Here is a 21,869-nt window from a genome sequence, read left to right on the forward strand (position 1 = left end):
TCACGTACGCAAATCCCGCCTTAGCCAGCGGAATACATTTCACTATGAATTGGCGATTAAAGAATCTTTCACAAAGTAGTCACTTTTTTGGAAGGAAAAAGGATTCTAATTTATGATAAAAAGATTCATATTTATTTTAGTATTTATAAAAAGATATTGTCAAGGGAAAGCAATGGGTAAACGTCAGTTTCATCCAATGAAACCATTTCTTTCACGAAAAAGTATCCAAACTGCCCTTTATTCGAAATCTTCCAGCTCGTCGTCCCACTCGCCCTTTTCCTGATCCTCGTCAACCAGACGCTTGAGCACCTGACGCACCTGATCCCCGCCGAAGCCCCTACGCATTAAATATGCTCCCGTTTTACGTTTGCGATCCAGCAACTCTCCATGGGTTTGCTGCCATTTTTTCCGTCCCACGGCAAGCGCGCTCTCCAATTCGGCATCTGCACTGATCTCGCCCAAAGCCTCGGAGATCAGCTCCGTGCCGATTCCCTTCTGTCTCAGCTCCTGTTTGACCCACAGCCTCCCCTTCTTATGGCTTGTCATTCGCTGCTCTGTCCACATCTTGGCGTATAACGCGTCATCAATCAGCTTGTCCTTCTCCAATCGCTCCAGCGTTGTCTCTATGCAACTCGGCTCGAAACCTTTTTGCTGCAGACGCTGGGTGATCTCCTTGGCTGTTCTGGGTTTCCTGGACAGATGATTCAGCGCCTCTACATAAGCCCTCTGTCGTTCATCGGCCACGATAATTTCCTCAAGCTCTTCCTTGCGAAAAACATTCCCCTTGAACATCCGGTATTTCAGCATCACATCTTCATGAACGGTCATAAGGTACGGACCAAACGCGATTTGGTATCGGTGCTTGGGCTTTTTCAGCATTTCGACTGACGTTACAATCAAATCCTCATGGTCCGGAAAATGCCCTATACCTGATGCTTCTGCCTGCTCCGACATTTCCTTATTCTCTTCTTCCATATGTCGCTCCTCTCACTACCGCACCATTTCTGAGTAAAATAACCAAGACTGCATCTGGAAGTCTGAATAAATGCAAAGAAGACCGTCTGGCGTTACAAACACCGGACGGTCCTCAACACTGTAATCGATAACCAGCAATGAACTACTCTACTTTAAACAACTCTTGCTCTTCTAATTCCTCTTGTTCCTTATCCTTCTCGGAAGGCTCAGGAACAGCCGTGGTCAGATTGCTCGCTTCACGAATTTTGTTCTCGATAACACTAGCGATCTCCGGATTCTCTTTCAAGAATTGCTTCGCATTCTCCCGTCCTTGGCCAAGACGGTCACCTGAATAAGAATACCATGCGCCGCTCTTATCCACGATATCGAGTTCCGTTCCGATATCGATCAGGCTTCCCTCTCTAGAGATGCCTTCACCGTACATAATATCAAGCTCAGCCTGTTTGAAAGGTGGCGCTACCTTGTTCTTAACAACCTTAATCCGTGTGCGGTTACCCACCACATCGTTGCCCATCTTGATGCTCTCAATTCGACGCACGTCCAAACGAACCGTCGAGTAGAACTTCAGAGCACGTCCACCTGGAGTCGTCTCAGGGTTACCGAACATAACACCAACCTTCTCACGAAGCTGGTTGATAAAGATGGCAATTGTTTTCGATTTATTAATAGCACCCGACAATTTCCGAAGAGCCTGGGACATCAGACGAGCTTGCAGACCTACGTGGGAGTCACCCATGTCGCCTTCAATTTCAGCTTTTGGTACCAGTGCAGCAACCGAGTCAATAACGATGATATCAACTGCACCACTGCGTACCAGAGCTTCCGCAATTTCCAGCGCCTGCTCACCCGTGTCCGGTTGGGAGAGCAGCAATTCATCAATGTTAACGCCCAATTTGCTTGCATACGATGGATCCAGAGCATGCTCGGCATCGATAAATGCAGCCTGTCCACCAGCCTTCTGAACTTCCGCAATCGCATGGAGGGCTACTGTTGTTTTACCGGAGGATTCCGGTCCATATACTTCAATAATCCGGCCTCTAGGCAAGCCGCCGGTTCCTAAAGCTATATCCAATGCCAACGATCCGCTCGGCACAATCTCTACTTGCATGTGGGTGGATTCACCCAGTTTCATGATGGAACCTTTTCCGAACTGTTTCTCTATCTGACGAAGCGCCATTTCCAGCGCAGCACGACGATCTGACAATTGTTCCACAACCCTTCACTGTTGATAGTCATATCATACCTTGTTTTGACACGTTTGCCAAGCTTTTTTTCGAACATACATTCGTTTTTTTTTATTCCGCACCCCTTCCCGTATATGCTCCATGCCTTATGTATAAACAACAAGAACCGTGGCAACATCATACGATATGCCACGGTTCTTCCGTATTTCCCATTATACTTGGAACCGTTCGTAAATACAAGAAGAGCTGCCAAGCAAGGTGTAAATTATTTACTTTTTTCGAATAGCGGATATCCCTATTCTGCAACCCTAAACCTGTTTGGAGGCAACAAGACGCTGCCAAAGCCGGTAGAGCAGCGCCTTCGTAGCTCGGAGCCGGATCGTTTCACGGTTACCCTGAAGGTGCAGCTCGTGCACTTCCGTTTCTTTTCCCCGTTGAGACAATCCAATGTAAACCAGACCTATAGGCTTGCGTTCAGCATACCCTGGACCTGCCACGCCCGTTACCGATAAACCAAAGTCGCTGTCGGTTACCATCCGGACATGATCCGCAAGCGCTTCGGCAACCTCTGCACTGACGGCTCCCGGCGCATCATCCCCCTCAAGCAGCGCATGCGGGATATGCACAAGCTTCTCCTTGATCTGATTGGTATAACAGATGATCCCGCCAAGGAACATGGACGCGCTCCCGGGGATAGAGGTCAGCGTCTCCGCTACAAGGCCTCCCGTGCAGCTCTCCGCAGCGCTCAGCGTCCAGCTATGATCCGCCATCATATCGACGATGACCTTCTCAATGGGCACATCCTCGTTAGCATACATAAATTCCGGGCCTCTCTCCTGGATCCGGGCTTCCAGTTCATTCAGCCGCACCATGGCCTCAGCCTCGCTGGCTGCCTTCGTGGAGATCCGGACGGTGACCTCCCCCTCCTTGGCATACAACGCAATCGTCGGATCGGTCTGGGCCGTAATCAGGTCCTCCAGGCGCTTATCAAGCGCGGACTCCCCGATGCCTGCGAATTTGAGCATCTTTGAATAGATGGGAAGCTCTTCCGTAAGCACATGCTGCAGAAGCCAAGGCTTGGCCTCCTGCTCAAACATCGGCATCAGCTCTTTCGGCGGACCCGGCAACACAATGTAATGAGTCCCTTCATAGGATACCGCATTCCCGACGGCGAGGCCTGTTTCGTTCGGAAGCGGAGTCCCGCCCTCGATGGCCAGAGCCTGGCGCCGATTGTTCTCGGTCATTACGGATCCTCGTTCATGGAAAAAGCGTTCAATCCGATCCATGGCCATCCGATCAATATGCAATGAACGATTTAGAAAAGATGCGAGCGCATCCTTTGTCAGGTCATCCTGTGTGGGGCCCAGACCACCGGACAGAAGAACGATATCGGCTCTGCTGCTGGACAGCCGCAAGGCCTCCTTGAGCCTCTCCATGTTATCCCCGACAACGGTTTGATAGTATACATCGATTCCCATTGAAGCAAGCTGCCTGGACAAATACTGTGCATTGGTATTCACAATCTGTCCAAGAAGAAGTTCGGTTCCAACTGCAATGATTTCTGCTTTCATGATTCGTCCATCCTCCTGTGTCTGCTATCTCTTCACAAATACCCGCTTTCATAAAGTTCTTACCCTGCGGAAGAAAAAAGCAATAGGATTGCTCCTATTGCCGTTACGCCCCGGCACCTTTGAGAAGATGCCTGTTCTGGACAAAATATTCGATTCCCGAATAGATCGTAATCATCGCGGCAGCCCAGATTGCAATGACATCAAACGGAATTCCCAAGAATACAAACGGGAAATTATTGATCAGAAGCGCGACAATCGCCACAATCTGAATCACCGTCTTGATTTTCCCCGATTGACCTGCTGCAACGACGGAACCTTCCAGGAGTGCAATTTGTCTCAAGCCAGTAACCGCGAATTCTCTGCTGATGATGACTACAGCAATCCAGGATTCGCATTTGCCCATCTCCACAAGCGATATGAGGATGGCTGCCACCAGCAGTTTGTCCGCAAGCGGATCCAGAAGTTTACCCAGGTTCGTCACCATATTGTTTTTCCGGGCCAAATACCCGTCAATCCCATCCGTACTTGCTGCAAGTATGAATATCAATGCTGCAATCAATTGGTTGTAGGGAAGGACGAAATCATTCCACACAATAGGAGCCGGATAAAAATCAAAATCCACCAGCAGGAAAATCATCATGACAGGGATCAAGCAAATGCGGGCCAACGTGATACGATTGGGTAAATTCATGGGGCAACCTCCCTTGCAACGGGTTGTCTTGAAATTTTCGCAGACCCCGCGACTGTTATCCATCTGTACTTCAATAGGGTCGCTCTTCCCAAGAGCCTAAAGGGTTCGAAGCGTGAAGCGCTGTCTGTCATATTCATCCCCCAGTAATCTATGTATACGTTAATCCTTATATATCGTTTTTTAGTATAATATTTCCGCTCACGCCCTGTCAAAAGAAACAAACCTGTCCATCCCATCCTATATGAGCCTGTGGCGGCGTTTATTTAAAATTCGTGAACTGCAGGTCCAGAGAAAGATCCGCTTTGCGAAGCAGCTGCATGATCTGCTGAAGATCATCCTTGCTTTTTCCGGTTACCCGAATTTGGTCACCTTGAATCTGACTCTTGACCTTCAGCTTGGAATCACGGATCAATATGTTGATCTTTTTCGAATTTTCCTGATCGATTCCTTGCTTTAAGGTCAGGCGCTGGCGAACGGTACCCATGGAAGCCGGCTCGATCTTGCCGTACTCCACATTTTTCAGCGACAAGCCCCGTTTCACCATCTTGGTTTGCAAAATATCAATAACGGCGTTGAGTTTGTACTCGTCATCGGATGCAATGACCAGTGCGTCCTTGTCCAGCTTCAAGCTGCTCTTGCTGCCCTTGAAGTCAAAACGGTTCTCGATCTCCCGCTCCGCCTGATTAACCGCATTGTTAAGTTCCTGCATATCCATTTTGGATACGATATCAAATGAGTTTTCTGAAGCCATGGTGAATCCTTCCTTTCATTTGGCGATAATGCTTCTATTATAGGTAAAACCGTGAGCCAAGTCTAATCCTCTACGAGATCAGCGGGATAAATGTGAACGAAAAAGACTCCGCTTATCGCCAACATCCGGCGAAAACGAAGCCTGCTCCGTCAACTGCTAGCTTTCTCATCATGCACCGGACGGCGAAACATGCTCAGTATACCGAGCAAAATATGTGCCAGTCCAAAGCCTAATATGCCATATCCCCAGTCACTTGGAATCAAATAGTAGCCCAAGAGGCTGACGATAACGCCTAATCCGAATATAATCCAGTTGACCGTCACGAGAGCATCACCTCTTCCAGGAAGTGCAATAACAGCATGCAGCTGCATGCTGTTATGATGGCCTGGAGGACAGGCAATTATTCGATATCTGTCGTATCCGATGTACCTGTAGTACCTGTGGCATCCGTACCCGTGTTGTCCATCATGCCTGCGGAACCATCAGCCGGCTCCAGCAAGATACGCGACGTTGATTTTCCATCCGTTACGGGCTGGCCGCCAACCGTAATGGTGGTTGCAGCGGAGTTCCCTGATTTCACGTAAAGTCCCTGGCTATCCAGGTCAAAGCTGAGAGAATCACCATTCTCAAGCATTTGGAAAGCCAACTTCTCTCCGGAGGTATTGTAGCCACGATACACTTCTACCCAGCTCTTACCTTCGCTCGTTGCCACAATCTCAACCTTCACGGACGAGCCTGTTACCTTAAATACGGTGTTCTTGCCTTCCGTCCGGTCCTGCGTCACCGTCGTTTCTCCAGGCGTTGTATTTCCCGGTTCGTCGATGTCCGTGCCATCTGTTCCGTCCGTTGCGTCTGTTGCGTCTGTTCCTTCACCGTCTGTACCTTCGTTGTTACCATTACCGGTATCGTCCGTGGTGTTGTCGCCGCCCTGCGCTCCGTCACCTGGCGTGGCGGGATCCGTATTGCCCGTGTCTTCCGGCTTTTGCGCTTGATCCGTCTGCGTCTGATCATTATTGCTTACCGGAGGTTCTTCCTTAGGCTCATTCGAATTGATGGCCACCAAGTAAATGACAACAACGATCAAAATCGGGAATGTCCACATCAGCAGTGTAGGCAGCCATTTCATGTTCCGTTCGGCTGAAGGTCTGGCGGCACGTTTTTGAATAACCGGTTCCATCGTCGCTTCCGGTTCGGATTTAGGCACATCCTGTTTATGGCCTTCAAGCAGTTCGTCCGGGTCAATCCCCACCGCTTCCGCATAGGTTTTGATGAATGCCCGCACGTAAAAACTGCCGGGAAGTACTTTGTAATCCCCTGCCTCGATGGCTTCCAAGTATCGCTTGCGTATTTTTGTCATTTCCTGCACATCATCAAGGCTCATCCCTTTTTGTAGACGCGCCTCCCTTAATTGCTGTCCCAGTTCGGACATGCCATCACCTCCTACTTTAGAAATTCGTGGTCAAAGTCAAAACAATATTATAAATCGTCACTATAAGAGCCCGTGAACGTATCATAAACGATTTCCTCTTCCGGATTGTTTCGCAATTCGATTATAATATCGAAATCCTCATAGGAATATTCGGATTCGCGAACAAAAATATCCGGATGCTCGATCACCTTCGTGCTCTCCATCCCCATGATATCCTGCAGGAGCTGATAATGACGTTCGTTGGATCGGATCGTGCTCACAATGCCGTCAATGATGAAAACATTGTTCGAATTCATCTCGTCCTCAGAGAGTTGACTGCGAATGGTTTGACGGAGTAGCGTCGAGGAAACAAAGGTCCAGCGCTTCATCGCGCAGACGCTGCCGGCGATAATGGACTCGGTTTTGCCGACGCGTGGCATTCCGCGAAGACCGATAACCTGATTACCTTCCCTTTTGAACAATTCACCCAAAAAATCAACAAGTAAACCGAGCTCATCACGCGTAAAACGGAACGTTTTACGATCATCCGAGTCCCGGTCAATATATCGTCCATGTCGGACAGCCAAAATATCGACCAGTTTCGGGGGTCTCAAGGCTGTTACCGTAATATTTTTCATTTTGTTTAACATTTTGCCCATCAGGATAATTTTTTCTTCATCATCCGTTTCCAGCAGCATTCCGCGAGTTTGGCCTTCAACCCCGTTAATGGTCAGGATGTTTACTTCGAGCATACCTAATACGGAAGCAATATCGCCGAGCAAACCAGGCCGGTTCTTATGTATCTTGTATTCCATGTACCATTGATTCGATTCCACAAAGACACCTCTTTGCACTTCTTTTCCATCAATATTCGACAAATTCCAGCGAAAATTGCACGCAAAAACAGGTCAAATGAAAAATGGGTCACGTTAATGATATATAAAATAAAAATGAAAGGCAAGTATTAACGATGACATGAAAATTACATTCTTTTTTCTTGACAAAAAGCCCCCGTTGGCGGGGGGCTTTTTGCAAGAGGGTTATGCGTTGTTCTTGGCCAGTTTCACCATCAGACGCGCGATAACGTGGCGTTCTTCCTCGTTACCTACATCCCACAATTCTTTCAGTGCCCGGTTAGATGAGTTTTGCGGGTCAACCTTCTCATCGAGGAAATCACCGATCTCATAAGCCAGCTGAGAAATGGTGTCTTCACTCATACCCGCTTTCTCGGCTTGAACGACGCGCTCGCCCAGAAATTTCTTCCAGGAATCAAAGTTTTTGATTACGGATGACATGAATTAAATCCTCCTTTTGCGTGGTGGCAATTCAGATTTAAAGTAACAATAGTAATATGTCCCCGTAACCAATCCCTTATGAGTGGTGAATTGCACCACGAATGACGATCAGGTCACCCAACCGCCATTCGGGCTGATCACTTGCCCGGTAATGTAGCCCGACTCGGGCAGCGCCAGAAAATACACCAGTGATGAGATCTCATCCGGCTGCGCCAATCTGCCGACCGGAATTTCATCCTCCAGCATGCGGATCTCATCCGATTCCAAATGCCCCAGCATGGACGTATCCACCGCGCCGGGGGCAACGGCGTTCACCGTCACGCCTGATGGGGCAAGCTCCTTCGCAAGGGCCTTCGTAAAAGCGTTAACGCCGCCTTTGCTTGTTGAATACAATACCTCGCAGGAGGCACCCGACAATCCCCAGATCGAGGACACATTGATAATCCTGCCAAATCGCTGGGAGATCATCCGCCCCATAAACGCCTGGGAACACAGGAACATCCCTCTCAGGTTAATGGACATCAAAGTGTCCCACTCCTCTTCGGTCACGTCAGACAGAAGCCCGTAATGGGATACCCCGGCGTTGTTGACCAGGATATCCGGCTCCATATCATGACTCTGAAGCTTCTCTTGCATGCGCAATATTTGCTCTTTGTCGCGAAGATCCGCGGACACGGTTAATACCTTAGCACCATAGGCCATACAGCGGCGGGCAACTTCATTGGCCGCTTCATGCGAATTCATGTAATGGATAACGACATTCATGCGTACCGAAGCAAAACGCTCGGCAACAGCCGCTCCAATACCTCTGCTGGCACCCGTGATCAGGACCGTCATTTCCCCGATCGGTTTCAATTCTCTTCCCATGTCTTGCTTCATTACGGACTCACAACGATCGATACGGCCAATTGATCCCAATCGATATGCTCCTGCAGACGGCGGTTTACATCATCTATGGTAATGGATTCATAAACCGGTAGAACCTTAAAGAAATCCGCCCCGCGGAACTGATAGCGAGTGAATTCATGAGCAATATTTTCAGGGGAATTGAGCATGCGCAAGTATCCGCCCATTTTCTTCTTGCGGGCACGTTCAAAGTCGAATGCCTGAAATCCGGTTGCCTTTAGCTTATCCACCTCAGTGCGGATACGCTCCAGAAGTTGGTCCGGATCCTTCGTATCTCCGCCCACCGCAGAGAACGCATATTGGGGTGAACTGTTATATTCATGGCCGAAGCTGTCGGATATCAAATCCTCGTCATACAGCTGCTGATACAATTCCGTACTGGATCCAAACAGGAGGTCCATCATCAGCTTCGTTGTCAAATCTCGGCGCAGCTGCTCCTTAGCCGTTAAACCGACCTGCTTCTCCTTGAAGCCGAACAGGCATTTCGGCAGGGATACGGCCAGCCGGCTCTCTCGCCGCTTCTCTTCAACTCCCTGCGGTTCCGGATCGAATATGCGCTCGATGGAGCCTTGCTTCTCATACGATTTTCCGGCTTGATTCGAACGGATCAGGTTCATCGTTTCAACAGGATCTACGCCGCCCACCACGAACAGCAGCATGTTGCTCGGATGATAAAAGGCATTGTAGCACGTATACAGATCTTCCTTTGTAATTGTTCCGATGGATTCCACCGTACCGGCAATATCAATGTGCACCGGATGCACCTTGTACATCGCTTCGATAAGACCGAAGTATACGCGCCAGTCCGGATTGTCCTGGTACATGTTGATTTCCTGCCCGATAATCCCTTTTTCCTTCTCTACGTTCTGATCGGTAAAGTAAGGGTTCTGCACGAAATTAATCAGCGTCTCCAAATTTTCATGGATGTTCTCCGTCGCAGAAAAGAGATACACCGTTTGGTCAAAACTAGTAAAGGCATTCGCCGAGGCGCCGTTCGAGGCAAACTTGGCAAAAATATCGCCTTCCGGCTCCTCAAACATTTTGTGCTCAAGAAAATGCGCAATGCCATCAGGAACGCGAGTTTCAGATTCGCCTTCAACCTTAAAATGGTTATCCACCGAACCATATTTGGTTGCAAAGGTCGCATAGGTTTTCTGGAAGCCGGGTTTAGGCAGCACATACACGTGCAGACCGTTATCCATCACTTCGTAATACAGCGTTTCCTGCAGGTTGTCATAATGAATGCTCTCCACCGGCTATTCCTCCTTTTGACCTTTCAGGAAATAGATCGTATCCAGCGAAAATGCCGAAGCTGCTTGCTTCACATCATCCACTGTAATGCCTTCCACCTGCTGCAGCAGCTCATCCGGCGTACGTTCCCGCCCCGACAGCGTGCGGTTGAAATCATACGCAATCATCTCAAAGGCCGAATCCTGCATTTCCTTAATGACGTTGCGGATCATGGCTTTCGTTTGGGTCATTTCGATATCCGTAATAGCACCGTTGGCCATGTCATCGAGCTGCTGTTGAATAATTTGGACAGCCTTCTCGAAATTTTGAACCTCGATGCCGGACTGGATGGTTGCAATTCCTTTATGACCGTCATATCGGGACGACGCGTAATACGCCAGGCTTTCCTTCTCCCTCACGTTAACGAACAGCTTTGAATGCGGGTAACCACCTAAAATCCCGTTATACAATAGCGCGGCGGCATACTCATCATCTCCGTAAGTAATGGTGCTTCTCAGACCCATGTTGAGTTTGCCTTGATTAATGTCCAGCTTCTCCACGACCGTCTGCGTCCCGCTTGCTGCCGTTCGCGTGGAGGAAGGAACATAATCCTTGCTTGCTGTTCTGTTCAGTTTAAAATGCTCCTCTACGAGCTTCTTCACCTCATCCAAACTCGTATCGCCAACCACATACAGATCCAGAACGGATTCATTAAGCCAGTTCTGATAGGACTCATATAAGCCTTCCGGCGTGATACCGTCAAGATCCTTCCGTTCTCCTAACGGATGCAGCCGATACGGTTCGTTCTTACACATAACCTCGATGCAGCGCTCCGCAGCGTAACGAATCTTATCATTGACGATGGACTCCAGCTTCTTGCGAACCGTGTCTCTCTCGGTCTGTACATAAGATTTGCGGAATGCTCCATTCTCTAACACGGGCTGGGTGAAAGCTTCGCCCAAAAAAGCAAATGAAGAGCGCAGCAGGCTCTCCGGACTCTTAACAAAAGAGTCATTGATCGTATCCATGCGAAAGTGCACGATCTGATAATCGCCACGCTTATACACATCAAATCCAAATCCAGCGCCGTACAGCTGCTCCAGCTGTTCTCGGAAAGCTCGCGTTTCCGGATAGGAAACGGTCCCTCTGCGCAGCACAAAAGGTGTAAGCGCGGTCGAGGTCACGGTTTCTTCTGCTAACGGACTTCCGGCGTAAAGCGATATCGCAAATGTCTTGAATCGGTTGGTCGGTAATACGTGAATCCGAATTCCTCCGACTGTACCGTGTTCAAATTCCGTTTTCGTCAAGGTCCATATCCCCTTACATCATGGATTGTCGTTGCCAAAATTTACTTCATAGATAACTTTCATTCTAACCCATTGCAAAGTGAAGAAGCAACCGAAGACAGGCCCCGGTTGCTGTTGTTTACGGCTTACATACAGAAGATATGTTGACCGATGGTTTTGACTTGAGGGCGGGTCCAAATCCATGGCGAGGTGGCCGTTTTCGGATTGAAATAGTACAGGCAGCCTCCTGTCGGATCCCAGCCGCTCAGCGCCTGCTGTACTGCTTTCTTCGCCTGCTCGTTCGGCTCAAGCCATATTTGACCGTCGGCTACCGCGGTAAAGGCTCTCGGCTCAAATATAACCCCATGCGGCGTATTCGGGAAGCTTGGTGATTTTACCCGGTTGAGAATAACCGCCGCTACGGCGACCTGGCCTTCGAACGGCTCTCCTCGCGCTTCGCCATATACGGCATTTGCCATGATTCTCAAATCGTTCTCTGAAAGGCCCATTGAATCAGATGAGGCTAAGTTGTTATTGCCGCTTTCTTTGTTGGCTGAACCTCCGCCACCACCGGCCGCTGCACCGCCTCCACCTTCATGAGCCTTAGGAGCGGTCGGACGGAAATCCTTGGTTGCATTATACAGTTTAAGCTTGACCTTCGGTCCTACGATACCGTCTACCTTCATGCCAAACTCCGATTGGAACCATTTAACGGCTCCTTGGGTTTTGGAGCCAAATACGCTGTCAATTTTCCCATGATAAAAGCCCAGGTGTTTCAGACGGCCTTGCAGCTCATACACATCTTCGCCGGTAGAACCAAATTTGATGGTCTGCTGGCTAAAGGTTGGCAAAGCTTCCTGAAGATTCGAATGATCTGTTTCCAGGCCTCCCTGAGCGAAGACAACGGCAGACAACAGAATCGCAATGCTTATTAGAATCCAGATTCTTGAGTTTTTCATGCTGCGCTCTACCTTTCTCTTGTGGTTTAACAAGCCTCGCTACCGTTATTATGACAAGCCTGCCAGTTTCCTATGCACCTGTTCGGCGAGAGGACTGAACGAAGACAGCACATCATCGCAGCACAAAGAGAGCTGTTCCTCAGAGGAACAGCTCTTTAATGTTCAGAATAGATTTAACGCTCGACCAAGGATTAATCCTTATATCCTGCCAAGCTCAACGCACGCCATGACCAACGCCCCAACACCATGGAGGTCATTCTCGCATTGCTGCCTTTCCACATAATGCTTATAATCGCCGACACCTGTACCGATGCAGATCTTAGGCATGACCAGATGCCCCTGACCATCCATATATACGGATTGAGCCAGGCCGTTATATCCATGTCTTGCATGGGAGATCAAGGATGAATCCAGATAACCGAGTCGAATCCCTTTGGCCAAGGTATATATGAAGAGGCTGGAGCAAGAGGTTTCCAGCCAATTGTCCTCCCGGTCCCCTTTATCTAGAACTTGATACCACAGCCCTGTAAGTGGATCCTGATAACGCACCAGCGCCTCACTTAATTCACGGAGCACAACAGCCAGCTCTTCCCTCGCCGGATGATCCTCAGGCAGTAAATCAAGGAACTCCACGATCGACAGCGCATACCAGCCTAAGGCGCGTCCCCAAAATTCCGGAGATTGCCCGCTAACCGGATCAGCCCAAGGCATCGTCCTGCTCTCGTCCCAGGCATGATAAAATAACCCGGTTGCCTGATCCTTGGTATGAGAGCGCATCAACCTCTCCTGGAACAGCACTTCATCAAATAAATGCGGTTTATTATACTGCTGGGCATATTTCATCGTGAACACGCCACCCATATACAAGCCGTCCAACCACATCTGGTAAGGGTAGCGATCCTTATGCCAGTATCCTCCATCCGTGGTCCGATTCAAAGTAGATAACAGACGGAGCAGTTTATCCGCGGCAGCCTTGTACCGATGTTCGGGACATACAGCATCCAGTTCCATCAGGAGCAGGCCCGCTTGAACGGAATCCAGCTCCCCCCGCTCCAGCAGCAGATTCCCGTTGGAATCCACCAGATGATCGACATAACCCTTAATGTAATCCAAAAACTTTGTTTCACCGCTAAATTTCCATAATTGAGACATTCCAACCAGAAATACACCCTGGTGGTAATGCCACCGACCTGCGGGCGGCAGCTGCTCCGGCGAATACATTTCCATGATCGATTGGCAAGCCTTGGTGCCGAGTTCTAGGGGTGACAAGGTCAACTGTTCTTGCTGCTGAATAGGATTGGACATTCAGGCTCCTCCTCTTTTTTTAAATCATGTTCCAACAGCTCACGCTATAAAATGACGCCATCCTTAAAAATGGATATTTCCCGGAAGCCATTGCGTTCATTTCTCGTCTGTTCAACGCCGGAGGCTAATTGGACAATACGATGCATGAGTTCCTCATGAAGCTCATCCATGGTTTTACCTTCCAGCAAAGCACCTGCATTAAAATCAATCCAATGCTTTTTACGAGCGGCCAGTTCGGAATTTGTCGCGATTTTGACGGTGGGAACCGGACCGCCAAACGGCGTCCCTCTCCCCGTCGTGAACAGCACAAGGTGGGCCCCCGCTGCAGCCAGGGCCGTGACCGATACAAGGTCGTTGCCTGGCGCCTCGATCAGGTTTAACCCCGGCTTCGTTGATCTTACGCCGTAACGGAGTACATCGGATACGGTGGCATTTCCCCCTTTTTGAGTGCACCCCAGCGATTTCTCCTCCAGGGTTGTGATGCCGCCGTCTTTATTACCGGGAGAAGGATTTTCATAGATTTCCTGTCCGTGCGATACGAAATATTGCTTGAAATTGTTAATCAGCAACGTAATATCCTGGAACACCTGCTCGTCGGCGGCCCGGTCCATCAGGATCGTTTCGGCTCCGAACATCTCCGGCACTTCTGTCAGAAGAGCAGTACCACCGTGAGCGGTGATGGTATCCGCAATTCGGCCCGCCAGCGGATTGGCTGTAATGCCCGACAGACCGTCCGACCCGCCGCATTTCAGTCCGATCTTCAGCTTGGACAGAGGAACCGCAGACCGTTTGAAAGTCTCGGCATATTCCACGAGCTCCGAGATGAGGGACAACCCCTCCTCCAATTCATCCTCCATGTCCTGAGCACGCATATATTGGATTCGTTTCCCGTCCTGCTCGCCTATCATGGCCTGCATTTGATCGATCTGGTTGTTCTCGCAGCCGAGCCCGATAATAAGCACGCCTGCCGCATTGCCGTGCTGCGCCAGGGACGAGAGCAGACGCTGGGTATAGCTTAGATCATCTCCGAGCTGCGAGCAGCCGTAGGGATGCGGGAAGTGATAAACCCCATCAATGCCTCTCCCCTGAAACTGCTGGCCAGCCATGCGCGCTAACAGCTCGCAGGTTTTGTTAATGCAGCCGACGGTGTTGATGATCCAAATTTCGTTGCGGATCCCAACCTGACCGCTGGGTCTGATATACCCCTGAAACGTTGGGGACTCCATAACCGTCGGTGATTCCTGAGCCGCTGCTTCTGCACCAGGCTTATACTGATACTCCACTTCACCGGATAGTCCGGTTTTCAAATTGTGGGTATGGATCCATCTCCCCGGCAAAATGACTTCCTTCGCCAATCCGATCGAATAGCCGAATTTCAAAACATGGCTGTCCGGCTCTATCAATCGAAGAGCTACCTTGTGACCTTTTGGCACATTCTCAGTTACCTCGATCGCATGCTCCTTCCCGTTCAGAAGCCCGATGGCATGTTCTCCTGCCGACAAGGGACGAAGCGCGATACCGACGTCGTCCTTGTGATGAAGTATGACGATGTCGCTCATGTCTCGATCAGCTCCATTTCTTCGATATAACGGCTTACCGCTTCATGAAGATTGGGTATCCGGTTCAAATCCTCGCCCCATAAAGCCTGATCGCCAAGAATGGATGCCACATGCTGACGTATGCTCCATTCGCCGTCTTCTACCTTTTGCCACGCTTGATAGAATGTCATCAGACTGTCCGGATCATCTCTTAACAGCATCCGTTCACCATCAAGACGCGTTCCGTACCACTGCCCTTCTACTTGTTTGGCATGATACAGACGGATCAAAGAGGCCAATCCCACAGTTATGAGGCTTGGGGGCGTATTGTGCGAACTGACATATTCCTTTAAGCTTGGCAAAAGCCTTACCTTGAACTTGGAGATGCTGTTCATGGCAATATCCTGGAGCTTATGCCGAAGAAAAGGATTGCGGAATCGCTCCCACACCGTTTCTGCATAAGCCGTAACCTCTTCCGGCGGGAGAGGCACCAGGGGGACGATTTCTTGCAGCATTGCGCTGCGAATATCTTCTCCCCATTCCATACTCTCTGCGATTTCTTTCACTTCAGTGAAACCGTGAAGCAAGCCGATGGAAGCCATCAGCGTATGCGTTCCATTCAAGATTCTTACCTTTCTTACCTGGTACGGAGTCAGATCGGGCACCCACCTTACCTGTAGACCCGCTGACTGGAGGGGAAGCCTGGACTCCAATGAGGGGTCGCCCTCAATAGCCCAGAAATAATAGGGCTCCGCCGTGTTCAACAATCGGTCTTCATAACCCCATTTGTCAAAATAGCGCTCGGCCTCTTCCGGATATCCGGTTACGATCCGATCCACTAGCGAGTTAAGAAACAGGTTGCATTCCTCAACCCAGCTCCTAAAAGCCGGCGAAAGTCCCCAATCCTCCGCATGCCGCAGCACAATCGATCGCAAGATATCCCCGTTTCGTTCCAGCAGCTCGCATGGGAGGATCAACAGGCCCTTGTCCGGCGAGCCTTCATAACGCTCATAACGCCGATGTAAAAGCATGGTCAGCTTAGCGGGGAATGACATCGGCGCTTCCGACGGATTCCAGTCACTAAACTGATAAACGAGACCCGCTTCCGTTGTATTGGAGACTATGATCTCCAGGGAATCCAACTCGGCCACACTCAAGAAATGCCCCCATTCCGCATAGGGGTCAATCATCTCCGAGAACACCGGGATCCATAACTCCTCCTCGATCTTCCGGCCATCCTGCAGGCCTCGGGTCAGCAAGCCGTATATCCCGTCCTGTTCCCGAAGCTGCTCCAGCTTGCGTGCTCCACCAGGTCTTGGCTGACTGACGGCCACGCTTCCCTGGAACAGACCCTGCCGGTTGCATTCATATATCATCCAATCGAAGAACCCTCTTAGAAAATTTCCCTCGCCTATTTGCAGCACTTTAACGGGAAGGTTCAACATATCTTGGTCATGCCGCTGTTGTATTTGTAAAGAATCGCGTCCTACCAACCTCATTACCCGGCCACGATCTGTCTTCGCATCCATGTCTTATCTCCCTTCCGTCCGGCCAAATCGAAAATAGCTCTCGGCGTTGTTGTAACAAATATCCCGGACGATTCCCCCGAGCCATGGAAGATCATCCGGTGCTTCTCCCCGTGTAACCCACTCTCCGAGGAGATTGCAAAGAATCCGCCGGAAATACTCATGACGGGTATAAGACAAGAAACTTCTGGAGTCGGTCAGCATGCCGACAAATCGGCTTAATAATCCCATATTGCCGAGTTTGCTCATCTGGTCGACCATACCGTCTTTGGTATCGTTGAACCACCACGCGGAACCGAACTGGATTTTGCCCGGAATACCGTCGCCTTGAAAACTGCCGATAAGTGCTGCAAGAATATCGTTATCGCTTGGGTTAAGCGAATACAGAATCGTTCTTGGAAGTGACCGCTCTTGATCGAGCCGATCCATCAGCTTTACAAGCGGTGCGGCGATTGGACTATCGTGAATGGAATCATAACCGGTATCCGGACCCAATTGTCGGAACATCCGGGTGTTATTGTTGCGCTGGGCGTTAATATGAAATTGCATGACCCAGCCGAGTCTTGCGTAGATTTGGCCCAGAAAAAGCAGCGTATACGTTTTGAATTGTTCCTCTTCCAGACGGGAAACCCGCTCCCCATTAAGCGCTTTCAGGAAGATGTCAGCCGCTTGAGTCTCGGTAACCTCTTGATAAGGCACGTAATCCAGCGCATGATCGGATACAAGGCCGCCAACCGAATGGAAAAACTCTGCCCGCTGCTCAAGTGCCTTCAGGAATGCCGAATACTCCGTAATCTCCATCCGGCTTCGGTCCGCCAACAATTTCACCCACGGAAGGAACGTCTCCCGGTTAATCTCCAGTCCCTTGTCCGGACGGAATGATGGAAGCATCTGAAAACCGGCATCGCCTTCCTCCGCCAGCTTGATGTGATATTCCAAGCTATCCGTCGGATCATCGGTCGTGCAGACCACTTTCACGCGGCTTGATAGGATCAATCCCCGTGTGGTCAAATCATTATCCTGCAGTCGCTTGTTTGCTGCTTCCCATATCTGCGGAGCATTCTGTTCATTAATGATATCCTGAATGCCGAATAGTCTTTGCAGCTCCAGATGAGACCAATGGAATAACGGATTGCCAATCGTCATCGGAACGGTGCGCGTCCAAGCCAAGAAGCGATCATAATCACTCACACCCGGGCCGCCCGTGATGTATGCCTCTTCTACTCCAGCGGCTCGCATTGCCCGCCATTTGTAGTGATCGCCGTTAATCCACGCTTCGGTCAAGTTCTCAAACCTGTGATTGTCAACGATCATCTGCGGACTCAGATGACAGTGGTAGTCGATGATTGGCATGTCTTTTGCATAATCATGGTATAAGGTGCGTGCAGTCTCGTTATTGAGCAAAAAATGTTCATCCATAAAAGGTCTCATGATAACACCGTCCATTTCTGTAGATTTACCTACTATGCTACAGCATCATCAGTTGGATTTCTTCACTTTTATTGCGAAATTGAAGGCTCATTCAACATATCTTGCTTTGTTTTGCTTAATAGAAGTTGGTACAATATAACTGAAGTATTAGAATAAACCTGATCATGAATGAATTGAAACGAAGCGGGGGCAGATTATGATATCCAGCGATACCCATACCGTAACTTACGGGGAAGAAGAAGGGGAATTTTACTACCATCGCATTCATCGCACCAAGCCCTTTGAACGAAATAACCATTATCACGGAACCTATGAAATCTACTATTTGGTTACAGGCGAGCGTCATTATTTTATAAAAGAAAAATTGTACACCATCCAGGCGGGAGACCTCATTCTCATCAATAAATTCGACGTTCATAAAACTTCGGGACAAGGCGATCCGGAGCATGAACGTATCGTCATTAATTTTAGCGATTCTTTTCTGGGAAAAGGCCATCCCTTGCTGGCATCCGGATTGCTGGGCATGTTTAATCAGGATAGACCCCTGCTGCGTTTAACCGTTCCAGAGCAAGCAATCATCATGCAAATTTTGAATAAAATGGCCGATGAAATACGAGAAAGCTCCGCTTCGTACGAGTATATGCTGCAGGTGCTGCTTACGGAGTTACTCATTAAAACCTCTCGGTTATCCCATTCCGCCTCGCTGCCTGCTCACACGTCCATGAATCCGCTCCATCAGAAAATCACGGACGTCGTTAAATATATTCACGTCCATTATGCAGACAAAATCACGCTGCAGCAATTAGCCGAAACCTTCTACATCAGCCCGTTCTACCTGTCCCGGATATTCAAAGAAATTACAGGCTTTACGATCATTAATTATTTGAACCTCACCCGTATTCGCGAAGCGCAGCGCCTTCTAACGGATACGGACCTGAAAATCGTGGACATCGCCGAATCCATCGGCTTTGAAAGCCTGACGCATTTTGACCGAACCTTTAAGAAAATTATGAAAATGACGGCAAGCAAATACCGCAAAATGAATAGCACCACGTAAACAAAAAAAAGGAAGCGATCAACCCAACAGTCTGGTTGTTCGCTTCCTTTGTTTGAAGTTGTGGGATCGGCTCCCTTAACTGATTCGATTCTGCTGTTGTTGATATTGCTCCATGGACATTAGCACTTCCCGCGGTTTGCTTCCCTCATAAGGTCCGATAACCCCGCGTGCCTCCATCGAATCGATGAGACGTGCTGCACGGGTATAACCTACGCGCATTCTCCGCTGCAGCAGCGATACGGACGCTTGCTTAGCTTCCAGTACGATAGTCACCGCCTGCTCATACAACTCATCCAATTCTTCTTCGTCCGCGCCGGCGGATTCCTCTATCTCAGGCACCAGCGACTCGTCATACTCCGCCTGTCCTTGGTCCCGGACAAAATCCACGATATTCTCGACTTCATGATCACTCATGAAAGCACCCTGGACGCGGATCGGCTTGGAGGAGCCCATCGGCATAAACAGCATATCCCCGCGGCCGAGCAGCTTCTCCGCCCCCGCCATGTCCAGAATCGTTCGGGAATCGACCTGCGATGACACACCAAAGGCAATGCGCGACGGAATGTTCGCTTTAATGACCCCGGTAATAACGTCGACTGATGGACGCTGCGTCGCGATGATCAAGTGGATCCCCGCAGCACGGGCCATTTGGGCCAGTCGTGTGATCGCGTCTTCCACATCGTTGGCTGCAACCATCATCAAATCGGCCAACTCGTCCACGATAACGACGATATACGGCAACACTGCCGGCAAATTATCCTTCATCAGATTGTTGTAGCCCTCAATATTTCGCGTTCCCGATTTGGAGAACAGCTCATACCGCTTCTCCATCTCTACCACGATTTTCTTAAGTGCCAAGGATGCCCGCTTCGGATCGGTTACCACCGGTGCCATCAAATGCGGAATCCCGTTGTAGACATTAAGCTCGACCATCTTCGGATCGACCATCAGGAATTTAACCTCATCCGGCTTCGCTTTATACAGAATGCTGGTAATAATGCCGTTGATACATACGGATTTACCCGAACCCGTTGCACCTGCAACAAGAAGATGGGGCATCCGTGCCAAGTTACCGACAATGGTCTGGCCGGAAATATCACGGCCAAATGCAATCGAAAGCTTCGATTCCGCGTCCTGGAACGTCGGCGTCTCCATAACCTCTCTCATCGTAACTAGTGAAACTTCGTTGTTCGGCACTTCGATCCCGATGGCTGATTTGCCGGGAATCGGCGCTTCCATCCGAATATCCTTGGCCGCAAGCGCAAGTGCAATATCATCGGTCAGATTGACGATCCGACTGACTTTAACCCCGATGTCCGGCTGAATTTCATAGCGGGTTACCGATGGCCCCCGAACAACCTCCAGCACCTTGGCTCGAACGCCGAAACTTTCCAGCGTCGCTTCCAGCTTGCGCGCTGTCTGCATATAATCGTTCTGGTCTCCACCCTTACCGCCGTTATTGGGTTTGGATAGCAGCCGGAATGGAGGCAGCTTGTACGGCTTGGGTGGGGGAGCCGGCGGCGCTGCCGGTGCTGTTCCCTCCTGCCCTCCGTTATCCGTAGTAGCTGGTGTAGCTCCGCTCAACTCGCCTTTTGAAGCTTCAAGGCTGCCAACGGTGGCCTCAGGACTCGCTGCGGTATCCCCCGGAGATTCCTCTTGCACAGGAGGTATCACCGCTTCGTGATCATCGTACTCGTCATCCAGGCGTCCTTCTTGTTTCACTTGCTCGAAGAAATCGCGAATAATCGGCGATGAAGGCACGGATTCCACTGCAGGAGAAATCACGTCCGCTTCTTCCTCCGGTTGGACCTGACTGTTGAAGAGGACGACCTCCTCTTTCTCCTTAGCACCATGTCCGTTACCAACCGTAAATACCGGGGACGCTTCATCCGCAGCATCCCGGGCCTCTTCTACTGCTTCGTCCCGTTTGCCCCCTTTGGAACCGAACAGCTGGAAGAATTGCGGCGCTTTGCGGCGCGGCAGCCTCATGCCCTCCATATCATCCAGATCATCGTCCTCATCCAGATCCTCCGGCAGCTGCATGCGTTGTTCCTTCGCGCTTGATTTTGCTGCCGCTCTTGATTTGGTCTGGTGGCTGTTCACTTTTTTCTGAATCCGTTCTCCGGCCTTTACAACCCTCACGCGGAACATCCGCATTAAATCAACATAGGACAGGTTGGTGATCAGCATGAAGCTGATAACCAGCATGACAATCACAATCAACTTGGCCCCTATGCTGCCAAACAGCATTAACAGAAAGGCAAACTGCAACGCTCCAATGTAACCGCCGCTGATGTCTCTGCCCATGACGGGATGATGTCCATCATCTGCCCCGGCATGAAGGAGCTCGCCTTGCAAATCACTATGTATCTGGCTCATCGCATTTGACGCATTCAATTGTCCAATCGGGGCCAGCTTCGACTCCAAACCTGCAATACTGCTCATTAAAGTTAGCGATAACACCAAGAGAAGGACACCGGTGCGTCTGCTGTTCCAGCGTTTGGGCCATTTCCGGTGAATCATCACCATTAACCCGTAATAAATGCCGATTAGGGGGATGATAAAATAATACTTTCCCAGCAGATATCCCGACATCTTGGACAGGGAACGCCCCACCGGTGCTTCTCCGGATAATGCAATGACCGAAAGTGTCATCAATACAATCCCATAAATTTCATACTTCAAAACGGCTGCAAAGGCTGCCTTCTTCTTTCTTTTCCGTTTTGCCAAAAGTGTCACCCCCGAATCCATATTAT

19 protein-coding genes are annotated in these 21,869 nt (G+C 49.8%); 1 reads left to right on the forward strand and 18 read right to left on the reverse strand.

The window, feature by feature from the left end; translation table 11 throughout:
* Window positions 1–237 precede the first annotated feature (237 nt).
* From MKX98_RS21560 to uxaC, 17 genes are all read right to left on the reverse strand, one after another.
* Window positions 238–975, reverse strand: a complete 738-nt coding sequence (locus MKX98_RS21560; RefSeq protein ID WP_220684621.1) for a RecX family transcriptional regulator — start codon at window positions 973–975, stop codon at window positions 238–240.
* Window positions 976–1,117: 142 nt separating this feature from the next.
* Entirely contained in the window at window positions 1,118–2,179 is a 1,062-nt protein-coding gene (recA, locus tag MKX98_RS21565) for a recombinase RecA (RefSeq protein WP_194544872.1), read from the reverse strand.
* 288 nt (window positions 2,180–2,467) lie between these two features.
* A complete protein-coding gene (locus MKX98_RS21570) occupies window positions 2,468–3,730 on the reverse strand; it encodes a competence/damage-inducible protein A (protein WP_339218291.1) in 1,263 nt (420 codons plus the stop codon).
* A 103-nt stretch (window positions 3,731–3,833) separates the two neighbouring features.
* The gene (gene pgsA / locus MKX98_RS21575) at window positions 3,834–4,421 is read right to left on the reverse strand and encodes a CDP-diacylglycerol--glycerol-3-phosphate 3-phosphatidyltransferase (protein WP_194543524.1); all 588 of its coding nucleotides are present in this window, start codon (window positions 4,419–4,421) and stop codon (window positions 3,834–3,836) included.
* 259 nt (window positions 4,422–4,680) lie between these two features.
* The gene (locus MKX98_RS21580; RefSeq protein ID WP_194543525.1) at window positions 4,681–5,172 is read right to left on the reverse strand and encodes a YajQ family cyclic di-GMP-binding protein; all 492 of its coding nucleotides are present in this window, start codon (window positions 5,170–5,172) and stop codon (window positions 4,681–4,683) included.
* A 149-nt stretch (window positions 5,173–5,321) separates the two neighbouring features.
* Complete coding sequence (locus tag MKX98_RS21585) at window positions 5,322–5,495, reverse strand: DUF4175 domain-containing protein (protein ID WP_146746999.1); 174 nt, start codon at window positions 5,493–5,495, stop codon at window positions 5,322–5,324.
* 77 nt (window positions 5,496–5,572) lie between these two features.
* Entirely contained in the window at window positions 5,573–6,601 is a 1,029-nt protein-coding gene (locus MKX98_RS21590; protein WP_339218293.1) for a helix-turn-helix domain-containing protein, read from the reverse strand.
* A gap of 47 nt (window positions 6,602–6,648) precedes the next feature.
* On the reverse strand, window positions 6,649–7,416 hold the full coding sequence (locus MKX98_RS21595) for a DUF3388 domain-containing protein (protein ID WP_113058682.1): 768 nt from the start codon (window positions 7,414–7,416) through the stop codon (window positions 6,649–6,651).
* Window positions 7,417–7,620: 204 nt separating this feature from the next.
* Window positions 7,621–7,875, reverse strand: coding sequence for a DUF3243 domain-containing protein (locus MKX98_RS21600; RefSeq protein WP_009589302.1), 255 nt, complete (start codon window positions 7,873–7,875; stop codon window positions 7,621–7,623).
* A 108-nt stretch (window positions 7,876–7,983) separates the two neighbouring features.
* Window positions 7,984–8,754 carry a 3-oxoacyl-ACP reductase FabG gene (gene fabG, locus MKX98_RS21605; protein WP_194543527.1) on the reverse strand — a complete coding sequence of 257 codons (771 nt, stop codon included), beginning with the start codon at window positions 8,752–8,754 and terminating at the stop codon, window positions 7,984–7,986.
* A complete protein-coding gene (locus MKX98_RS21610) occupies window positions 8,754–10,034 on the reverse strand; it encodes a pitrilysin family protein (protein ID WP_339218295.1) in 1,281 nt (426 codons plus the stop codon). Before MKX98_RS21610 ends, fabG begins: the two co-directional genes overlap by 1 nt.
* A gap of 3 nt (window positions 10,035–10,037) precedes the next feature.
* Window positions 10,038–11,318, reverse strand: coding sequence for a pitrilysin family protein (locus tag MKX98_RS21615; protein ID WP_194543529.1), 1,281 nt, complete (start codon window positions 11,316–11,318; stop codon window positions 10,038–10,040).
* A 125-nt stretch (window positions 11,319–11,443) separates the two neighbouring features.
* A complete protein-coding gene (sleB, locus tag MKX98_RS21620; RefSeq protein ID WP_194543530.1) occupies window positions 11,444–12,256 on the reverse strand; it encodes a spore cortex-lytic enzyme in 813 nt (270 codons plus the stop codon).
* Between the two features lie 198 nt (window positions 12,257–12,454).
* Window positions 12,455–13,561, reverse strand: a complete 1,107-nt coding sequence (locus MKX98_RS21625) for a glycoside hydrolase family 88 protein (protein WP_339218297.1) — start codon at window positions 13,559–13,561, stop codon at window positions 12,455–12,457.
* 44 nt (window positions 13,562–13,605) lie between these two features.
* On the reverse strand, window positions 13,606–15,120 hold the full coding sequence (locus tag MKX98_RS21630; RefSeq protein ID WP_339218298.1) for an altronate dehydratase family protein: 1,515 nt from the start codon (window positions 15,118–15,120) through the stop codon (window positions 13,606–13,608).
* Entirely contained in the window at window positions 15,117–16,628 is a 1,512-nt protein-coding gene (locus tag MKX98_RS21635) for a tagaturonate reductase (RefSeq protein ID WP_194543533.1), read from the reverse strand. The genes MKX98_RS21630 and MKX98_RS21635 overlap by 4 nt, the downstream gene beginning before the upstream one ends.
* Window positions 16,629–16,631: 3 nt before the next feature.
* On the reverse strand, window positions 16,632–18,056 hold the full coding sequence (uxaC, locus tag MKX98_RS21640) for a glucuronate isomerase (protein ID WP_339218300.1): 1,425 nt from the start codon (window positions 18,054–18,056) through the stop codon (window positions 16,632–16,634).
* A gap of 196 nt (window positions 18,057–18,252) precedes the next feature.
* On the opposite strand from uxaC, the gene MKX98_RS21645 reads away from it, so the two are divergent.
* The gene (locus MKX98_RS21645) at window positions 18,253–19,113 is read left to right on the forward strand and encodes an AraC family transcriptional regulator (protein ID WP_194543535.1); all 861 of its coding nucleotides are present in this window, start codon (window positions 18,253–18,255) and stop codon (window positions 19,111–19,113) included.
* A gap of 75 nt (window positions 19,114–19,188) precedes the next feature.
* On the opposite strand, the gene MKX98_RS21650 is transcribed toward MKX98_RS21645, so the two are convergent.
* Complete coding sequence (locus MKX98_RS21650) at window positions 19,189–21,864, reverse strand: DNA translocase FtsK 4TM domain-containing protein (protein WP_339218301.1); 2,676 nt, start codon at window positions 21,862–21,864, stop codon at window positions 19,189–19,191.
* Window positions 21,865–21,869: the final 5 nt, after the last annotated feature.

The organism is Paenibacillus sp. FSL W7-1332, from assembly GCF_037969785.1.
Classification (GTDB): Bacteria; Bacillota; Bacilli; order Paenibacillales; family Paenibacillaceae; genus Paenibacillus_AQ.

Excerpts from the sequence above, each read along its gene's own strand:
- fabG (WP_194543527.1), bottom strand. The coding sequence starts at position 8,754 with ATGAAGCAAGACATGGGAAGAGAATTGAAACCGATCGGGGAAATGACG.
- MKX98_RS21560 (WP_220684621.1), bottom strand. The coding sequence starts at position 975 with ATGGAAGAAGAGAATAAGGAAATGTCGGAGCAGGCAGAAGCATCAGGT.
- MKX98_RS21600 (WP_009589302.1), bottom strand. The coding sequence starts at position 7,875 with ATGTCATCCGTAATCAAAAACTTTGATTCCTGGAAGAAATTTCTGGGC.
- sleB (WP_194543530.1), bottom strand. The coding sequence starts at position 12,256 with ATGAAAAACTCAAGAATCTGGATTCTAATAAGCATTGCGATTCTGTTG.
- MKX98_RS21590 (WP_339218293.1), bottom strand. The coding sequence starts at position 6,601 with ATGTCCGAACTGGGACAGCAATTAAGGGAGGCGCGTCTACAAAAAGGG.
- MKX98_RS21580 (WP_194543525.1), bottom strand. The coding sequence starts at position 5,172 with ATGGCTTCAGAAAACTCATTTGATATCGTATCCAAAATGGATATGCAG.
- MKX98_RS21635 (WP_194543533.1), bottom strand. The coding sequence starts at position 16,628 with ATGGATGCGAAGACAGATCGTGGCCGGGTAATGAGGTTGGTAGGACGC.
- MKX98_RS21570 (WP_339218291.1), bottom strand. The coding sequence starts at position 3,730 with ATGAAAGCAGAAATCATTGCAGTTGGAACCGAACTTCTTCTTGGACAG.
- MKX98_RS21650 (WP_339218301.1), bottom strand. The coding sequence starts at position 21,864 with ATGGATTCGGGGGTGACACTTTTGGCAAAACGGAAAAGAAAGAAGAAG.
- uxaC (WP_339218300.1), bottom strand. The coding sequence starts at position 18,056 with ATGAGACCTTTTATGGATGAACATTTTTTGCTCAATAACGAGACTGCA.
- MKX98_RS21625 (WP_339218297.1), bottom strand. The coding sequence starts at position 13,561 with ATGTCCAATCCTATTCAGCAGCAAGAACAGTTGACCTTGTCACCCCTA.
- MKX98_RS21645 (WP_194543535.1), top strand. The coding sequence starts at position 18,253 with ATGATATCCAGCGATACCCATACCGTAACTTACGGGGAAGAAGAAGGG.
- pgsA (WP_194543524.1), bottom strand. The coding sequence starts at position 4,421 with ATGAATTTACCCAATCGTATCACGTTGGCCCGCATTTGCTTGATCCCT.
- MKX98_RS21630 (WP_339218298.1), bottom strand. The coding sequence starts at position 15,120 with ATGAGCGACATCGTCATACTTCATCACAAGGACGACGTCGGTATCGCG.